Origin of the sequence: Undibacterium sp. SXout20W, from assembly GCF_049340285.1 — a bacterium.
In the GTDB taxonomy this organism is placed as follows: domain Bacteria; phylum Pseudomonadota; class Gammaproteobacteria; order Burkholderiales; family Burkholderiaceae_D; genus Undibacterium.
This window is the reverse complement of sequence record NZ_JBMPPH010000077.1, coordinates 1-7358: the sequence shown is the minus strand read 5'-3', so window position 1 is coordinate 7358 and position 7358 is coordinate 1. Positions and strand designations below refer to the sequence as shown.

The 7358-nt window shown below is 46.7% G+C and carries 4 protein-coding genes; 2 read left to right on the top strand and 2 right to left on the bottom strand.

The window, feature by feature from the left end; genetic code table 11:
- Positions 1 to 560: 560 nt before the first annotated feature.
- Complete coding sequence (locus ACO0K1_RS19680; protein WP_423028837.1) at positions 561 to 3410, bottom strand: alpha-1,6-glucosidase domain-containing protein; 2850 nt, start codon at positions 3408 to 3410, stop codon at positions 561 to 563.
- Between the two features lie 226 nt (positions 3411 to 3636).
- Here ACO0K1_RS19680 and ACO0K1_RS19675 point away from each other — a divergent pair, with 226 nt between their 5' ends.
- The gene (locus ACO0K1_RS19675; RefSeq protein ID WP_423028835.1) at positions 3637 to 4659 is read left to right on the top strand and encodes a glucokinase; all 1023 of its coding nucleotides are present in this window, start codon (positions 3637 to 3639) and stop codon (positions 4657 to 4659) included.
- 119 nt (positions 4660 to 4778) lie between these two features.
- On the top strand, positions 4779 to 6425 hold the full coding sequence (locus ACO0K1_RS19670) for an alpha-amylase family glycosyl hydrolase (RefSeq protein WP_423028833.1): 1647 nt from the start codon (positions 4779 to 4781) through the stop codon (positions 6423 to 6425).
- Positions 6426 to 6488: 63 nt separating this feature from the next.
- Here ACO0K1_RS19670 and ACO0K1_RS19665 read toward each other — a convergent pair whose 3' ends face one another.
- Positions 6489 to 7148 carry an energy-coupling factor ABC transporter permease gene (locus ACO0K1_RS19665; protein WP_423028831.1) on the bottom strand — a complete coding sequence of 220 codons (660 nt, stop codon included), beginning with the start codon at positions 7146 to 7148 and terminating at the stop codon, positions 6489 to 6491.
- Between the last annotated feature and the right edge of the window lie 210 nt (positions 7149 to 7358).

The window sequence follows — 7358 nt, the reverse complement described above, 5'->3', positions numbered from 1 at the left end:
GATCTGTACGATCTTGTTCCCCAAGCCATTGAGCAGCGCATACAACAGCACCACGTGAAATGCTAATACCAGCCCCAAGCCGATAAACTTCTTGCCCGGCTCTTGCTGGCGATCTGAAAAATCCATTCCGACTGTCTCCTCAATCTAAGAATACGAAGGCGCTAATAATAACCGTTGTTGAACAAAAATTTTCGTCTAAACGCTGAAAAGTTTTCATATTTTTTGTAGCAAGCACAGGTATTTTCTGAATAAGCGATTTTTTGCCTGTTTTATCTTTGATAAATGACTACTTTATTTATCATTTCAGTTCAGATTCTGATTTTATTCAGATCTGATCCAGGTCTTACAATTCAATGAATTCGGCTTGTTTTCCTCTTGTCTTCCCTGGGTTTGGTGCTTGAACACTAGCCCATTTTTAAGTACTTCGTAATACCAGTGCCTTCAGCCTGGGGTCAGACATCATGGTGAAGAGCACGCAGAACCAGGCAATGACGCATAAAATGTACCTTGGTACAGGCTTTAAGACATCATCATTAGCTTAATTACCTTATATCGCTTATTTAATCTTCCTCTACAAACACCACTGCGCTTCTGGGAGGGATCGTAAAACCCGACGCCATCGAGTAACTCGCCTCCCTGGCAATGCGTTGGTCTGCTGCCGTAGGACTAAGGTGTACCGGATGCAATTGGAAACGATACCGTTTTAAGTCTTGAAAACTGAGCTGTTGCCTCGATTGACTCACGTTCACAAAGTAAATGATCGATTTCCAATGTGCGGAAACTAACTTATTACCATCCAGGAAGCCAACTATAACGGCGGGGTTTTGGCTTGGTCCTGTATTGTAAAAACGTAAGCGCTGTTTAATATCCTCACTGTTGCTGAGATGGAATAATGCGCTACTCGAGCGTATGTTCATTAAATCACGAAAAGCATCGCGACTAAAAATAATATCTTCCGGGCGCGGCTTGATGACCGGGTTATGCAGCAAAGGCCGCATCAGCGGATAGAGCGCTGCATTGTCTTGTTTTGGCGGTAAGCCTGTGCCAAAGTAATTATCCTGATAGCCCCAATCTAAACGATTAAACCAATCCCCGGAATTGTAGCTGTTCCCATCCAACGACTTCGAACGCAAAATGTCCGAGCCCGCATGGAAATACGCTATGCCCTGACTCAATGCCGTCAGCGCCAATCCTAGCACCTGGATACGCGCACGGTCTTCATGGCTGGTCGTCACCAGCAGGCGGAACGCATTAATATCGAACAGCGTCTGGTTATCGTGATTCTCGACGTAATTGACTACTTCGTCAGGTTCGCTGGCATACCCCGCAGCTTGGCCGTTGTAGTCAATGTCTCTTAAATGTTCAAGCTTGCCCTGCCATGTTTCCATCTCGTAGTCGCCGAGGGTACCCGCCAAACCGACGCGTATCATATCGGCTGTCCGCATGCTTTGCGCTCTATCGCTGCTGGTCGTCAACGCATTCGGGGCATCGATCATTCCATTGATGTAACCTTGGTTCTTGATAATGCTGTTGATGTCATCGTTTCTTCCCGGCCCGCGAATTGCATCTCGTGCGCGATCGCTGAAACTACCAATGCCGCTGCCGTTCAGGCTGAGTTGCGACGCCTGAACGAAACGGGCATTATTGGCGATTTCACCAAAATTCCAACCTTCTCCGATCAATTGGACTGCGTGGCCATTATCTTTCGCCAACGACACTTTGAGTTGTTCCATGACTGCGCGTGGCTGGTGACCCATCAAATCAAAACGAAACGAATCAATTTTGTATTCGCGCGCCCATAAGCGTACCGAGTCGCTCATTAATTTTGCCATCATCATGTTTTCCGTGGCCGTGTTGCCGCAGGTCTGGCAGGTCGATTCTTCGACAATTCCTTCGGCATTGAGTCGTTGGTAATAGCCTGGAACAATTCTGTCCAACACCGATTTTTCATGTTGTCCGGCATAGGCGGTATGGTTGTACACCACATCCATGCCGACGCGTAAGTTCGCCTCATGTAAGGCCATAACCATTTTTCGGAATTCAAGAATACGCTTCGCGCCGTCAGCAGAATTTGTGGCGTAACTACCTTCCGGTGCGCTGTAATGAAACGGATCATAACCCCAGTTAAAGCAATCATTGGCGGCATATTTGCCGGTAATAGCTTGTTGCTGCTCGCTATCTGATGCGCCGCTTATTTTAGGTGTTTGACAATTGGCTTCCGGAATCGTGGCGATATCGAATACAGGCAGCAGATGTATGTCGGTGATGCCAGCTTGACTGAGTGCGCTCAAATGTCGCATGCCATTGGATTGTGATTCGGTAAAAGCAAGGTATTTGCCACGGTATCTTGGCCTGACCGTGGGGTCGTTAGCGGAAAAGTCTCGCACATGCAGTTCGTAGACCGACATGTCTGTCTGATGATGTACGCGATCAGGAATAGGTTGTTGATCCCATCCGGATGGTTTGAGGGCTGGATTCTTCAAATCGCCGACATAGCTTCGTTTGGAATCGGTTGTCAGGCTGATCGAATACGGATCGGTCACTACATTGCGTACCCATCCGGTGCCAGGAATGAAGACATCAAGTACGTAGCGATAATACTGGCCGGATAAATTTTTGTTTTTTTGTGTTTCCCAAACGCCGGTCACGGCGTCCAACTGCATCATGCTGATTGCATTTGCACTGCTGCCGCCCGTGTCATACGTGCAGACGGCGACACGTTGCGCTGTGGGTGCCCACAATTTGAACGTTGTATCAAAGTAGGAATGCTGACCTGTTTGTACCAGACTAACGCCTAAATCGATGACCTTATTGGCAGCTTGATAAAGATCGTCAAGTGCACCAGGCGTTTGCAGATAAGTAAAATCAATGACCTGTCCGTCAGCATTTTCTTGCACGAGAACGACTTGCTGTCGCAGTTGCTCAGTAAGCGCAGCGCCTGATTGTGGGTAGTGTAGTTCTACCCCATTTCCTGTAAAAGCAAATCGGGCTTTGACTGTAGCCTGTTTAGCATTGAGATCTGCTGTGTCGGTAAGAGCTACGTGACTGGATGCGCCAGCGACTTTGTTCCCTTTGCTGATATTGAGATGGCCTGACTTTGATATATATAAATGAAAGGTGCCGAGCGATTCTTTATGTGGCCAGCGTATGGTTTCACTGCTCAGCCAATATGCCCGCGCATCCTTTTCTCGTAGCGTTGCTTTATCGAGTAATTGTTGGTGTTTGGACTGATTGCACTCGCTGAGCTGCGGCGCTTCTCCGAGGTACGTTTTAGCGGAACTCGTACTGCTGAATGACAATAGAGTCAGCAAAAGTAGCGACGACAGTAATCCTCGGCGAAGACTTGCATTGCCAGAATGGCGGCAACATGCCACGCCGGCAGAGGATGCTGTTGAATTGCTTAAAATCACTACTTTCTCCTGGATTAAGTAGTTCAACTACATTAATCATTTGCTAAATTGATCATGAAAATGTAAAAATTTCATGATTTTTTTTGATTCTGTTGTGAATTTTAACTGATAAATGTGCAAAATGTGTGACTTCGGACTTAATCTATGTAGTAATATTACATAAATTAATGGCGAGCATTTGCTGCGATGCCATATCCGGAGAAATAACATTGATGGTGACAAGCCAGTGCAAGATATAACAACCCAACATTTATCAGCACCACGTTTGCTGGCAGATATCGGCGGTACCAATGCGCGCTTTGCGTTAGAGTTCGAAACGCACAAATTTGTCGCGGTTGCTGTACTCTCGTGTAACGCTTATGCCGATCTGCACGAAGCGATCGCAGACTATTTACAAAGTGCGGCGGTACAGAGTGTATGGTCGGGGCCAATACGCCATGCCGCTATTGCTCTGGCCAATCCGGTGGATGGTGACGTCGTAAGTATGACGAACAACCATTGGAAATTTTCTATTAGCGCTTTGAAGCAATCGTTGCAACTGCAAACGCTGGTCGTCGTGAACGATTTCACTGCTTTGGCGCTCGCCTTACCTCATTTGCATCCGAGTGAGCGGATTCAAGTGGGCAATGGTCAAGCGCAGCCAGATCGGGTCATTGGTTTGATCGGCCCTGGCACTGGCTTGGGCGTCTCCGGCATTATCCCGAGCGGTGAAAAGTGGCTACCATTGTCTAGCGAGGGCGGGCATGTCAGTTTTTCCCCTGCTAACAAAACAGAATTAGCGCTACTAGAAGTGATCTGGAATGAATTTCCGCATGTGTCGGCGGAACGTCTGATTTCCGGAATGGGATTGGAATTGCTTTATCGCACCATTCAGACGCTGCGCGGCGTGACAAACATTGAAAGTTTGTCTGCCGCTGAAATTAGTGCGCAGGCGCTCGATGGAAGCTGCCCGTTGTGCGTCGAAAGCGTCCAGCATTTCTGTGCGATGTTGGGAACCGTGGCTGGAAATCTGGCATTGACATTGGGAGCAACTGGCGGCGTGTATATTGGTGGTGGCATTGTACCCAAGCTTGGGGAACTATTTTTTGCTTCTGAATTCCGTCAGCGTTTTGAGTCCAAGGGCCGTTTTGCTGATTATTTGTCGCAGATTCCGACGTATTTGATTACTGCGGAGTATCCTGCGTTCCTGGGAGTCTCGGCCTTGTTGACTGAGCGTTTGTCAGCAGTAGAAATGAATGAAAACGCTTAAGATTACTAAAAAAATAGTATTAGTATAATAAGTAGTCCAAAGCGAGAAGTCGCGCAAAGCGAGAAATAGCCCCGAGCGCAGTTTAAAAATATCACGTTCAACATTATTTGCAGGAATTTATGTCCACCACATTGACTCATCAGTCCACAGTAAAACCAAGTGCGCAATGGTGGCGCGAAGCTGTGATCTATCAAGTTTATCCACGTAGTTTCTTTGATAGTAATGGCGATGGTATCGGTGATTTACCAGGCATCACAAAGCAATTGGATTACATTGCTTCATTGGGCGTGGATATTGTCTGGATTTCCCCCTTTTTCAAATCGCCAATGAAAGATTTTGGCTACGATGTATCAGATTACTGTGATGTTGATCCCCTGTTTGGCACGCTGAACGATTTTGACCAATTGCTGGCTCGCGCGCATGAGCTGGGTTTAAAGATCATGATTGATCAGGTATTGTCGCATTGCTCTGAACAACATCCATGGTTCATTGAAAGTCGTCAGAGCCGTGAGAATCCCAAAGCGGATTGGTATGTCTGGGCTGATCCGCAAGCCGATGGTACACCGCCGAATAACTGGTTATCTGTGTTTGGTGGGTCTGCCTGGCAATGGGATGCCCGGCGCCGTCAGTATTACTTGCATAATTTCCTGGTCAGTCAGCCAGATTTGAATTTTCATCATCCAGAGGTGCAGCAAGCACATCTTGACAGTATGCGTTTTTGGCTAGATCGTGGGGTTGATGGATTCCGGCTGGATGCGTGTAATTTCCATTTTCACGATCGTCAGTTACGTAATAATCCGGCGGCAACTAATCGCGACACCAAGACGGTACAAGATACTAACCCATACGGGATGCAGGCACACGTCTACGACAAAACGCAGCCAGAAAATTTAGAGTTCTTGGAAAATATCCGAACCTTACTCAATGAGTATGGCGCGATTTCCATCGGCGAAGTGGGAGCCGATGATTCGTTGGGCGTGATGGCTGAATATACGGCAGATGATAACAAGTTACACATGGCGTATAGCTTTAATTTACTGGTATCTGAGATTTCTGCGCAATATATTCGTACTCAGGTTGAAGAATTCGAAGCGCGTGTTAAAGGTGGTTGGGTATCATGGTCGGTAGGTAACCACGATGTTGTACGTGTGATGTCACGCTGGGGTGGTAAAAATCCGACACCACAATTTGCCAAAATGATGCTGGCCTTGCAAATGGCCTTAAAAGGCACGCCGTGTTTGTATCAAGGTGATGAACTGGCGTTGACAGAGGCAGACATTGCCTATGAAGACATTCAAGACCCTTATGGCATCACGTTTTGGCCAGAGTTTAAAGGCCGCGATGGTTGTCGCACGCCGATGCCTTGGTTGGCAAAGGTCACTTATGCAGGATTTAGTTCGAGCAAACCATGGTTGCCAGTGCCACCAGAACACGCATCTAATGCCGTAGACGTACAAGACGCACAAGCAGATTCCGCATTGAATTATGCACGTCATATTCTGCCTTGGCGTAAGCAATATCCGCAATTAATGTTGGGAGATATCGTCTTTTTCGACGCGCCTGAACCTATCCTTGCATTGCGCCGTGATCTGGCTGGACATCCAAGTATTGTTGCCGCGTTTAATCTGAGTGATCAGCCAGTCACGTTCAATTGGCCGCAAGCGCAAGGTGCAAAGCATTTGATTGCTGTTGGCTTGCCGGGTAATTTAGAAGGAACACAATTGGAATTGCCGGCATTTGGTGCCTGGTTTGGTGAGCTCGTTTAAGTTTTTGGTCAGTTGATCGATTCCCTTGTTATCTCCACGCGCTGATTTTTTCAGCGCGTTTTTTTATTTTCCAATGAGATAAATCTGGTCATCAAATGTAAAGACCCAGGCCGGTTTGTAGACGGTAAAAATAGTAATTAAAAAACCGACTAAAAAAGCTTCGCCCCAAGCCAAAAGCAACATATACGCATAAGCATCATTGGCAATCGGTATTGTCGGCATGATGAAACTGTGAGAAATAATTGCTAAGGCTCCGGTCAATGCATTGACCAGAAAAGCGCCGAAGAAGCCGTTTCCAAATAAATAAACAAACATATGCTGCGGTAAAAATTGCTGCGTCTTTCTTAGGATGATGTCGCTGATCATGCTGGGAAATATTGCCAACAGCATGATATTCGTGCCAAGGTTCAGCCATAGTCCATCGTATTCACCGGTAAATGCAATGACCGCTAACGCTGCGCCGACAGCTGCCAGCGCGCGGCCAAACATTAAGGCCAACATGGCGACGCCAAGTAGGTGTAAGGATAAATCTTTTTGTACATGGACATGCATATGCCACAGCAGCGTAAGTACAATAATACTGGCGCACCACGCTGAAAAAGCAGTTGGCTTTTGTAGCTTTTCCCAAGGAATTGCCTTACTTTCTCGCACGAGGAAATATGCTGCGCTCAGCAGCATCAACAGATTCAAAACAAGGTCAATCGACGTATAAAAAATGCCCATATTGTGTCGTTCATTCTTAATGAATTACTGTTTTTGTTGAATCCGCGAATTATGATTATTCATTGATTACTTAGTGATTACTTAGCGCGAGTTCAACTATGAAGTGCAACTGAAGATAAATGGTTAAAGGTGGGAAGATGCAGTAGCATCCGGCCTTCCAGACCTCCAAGTCAAAGTTGCCCGAAATGACATACACACATCTTACCCAAG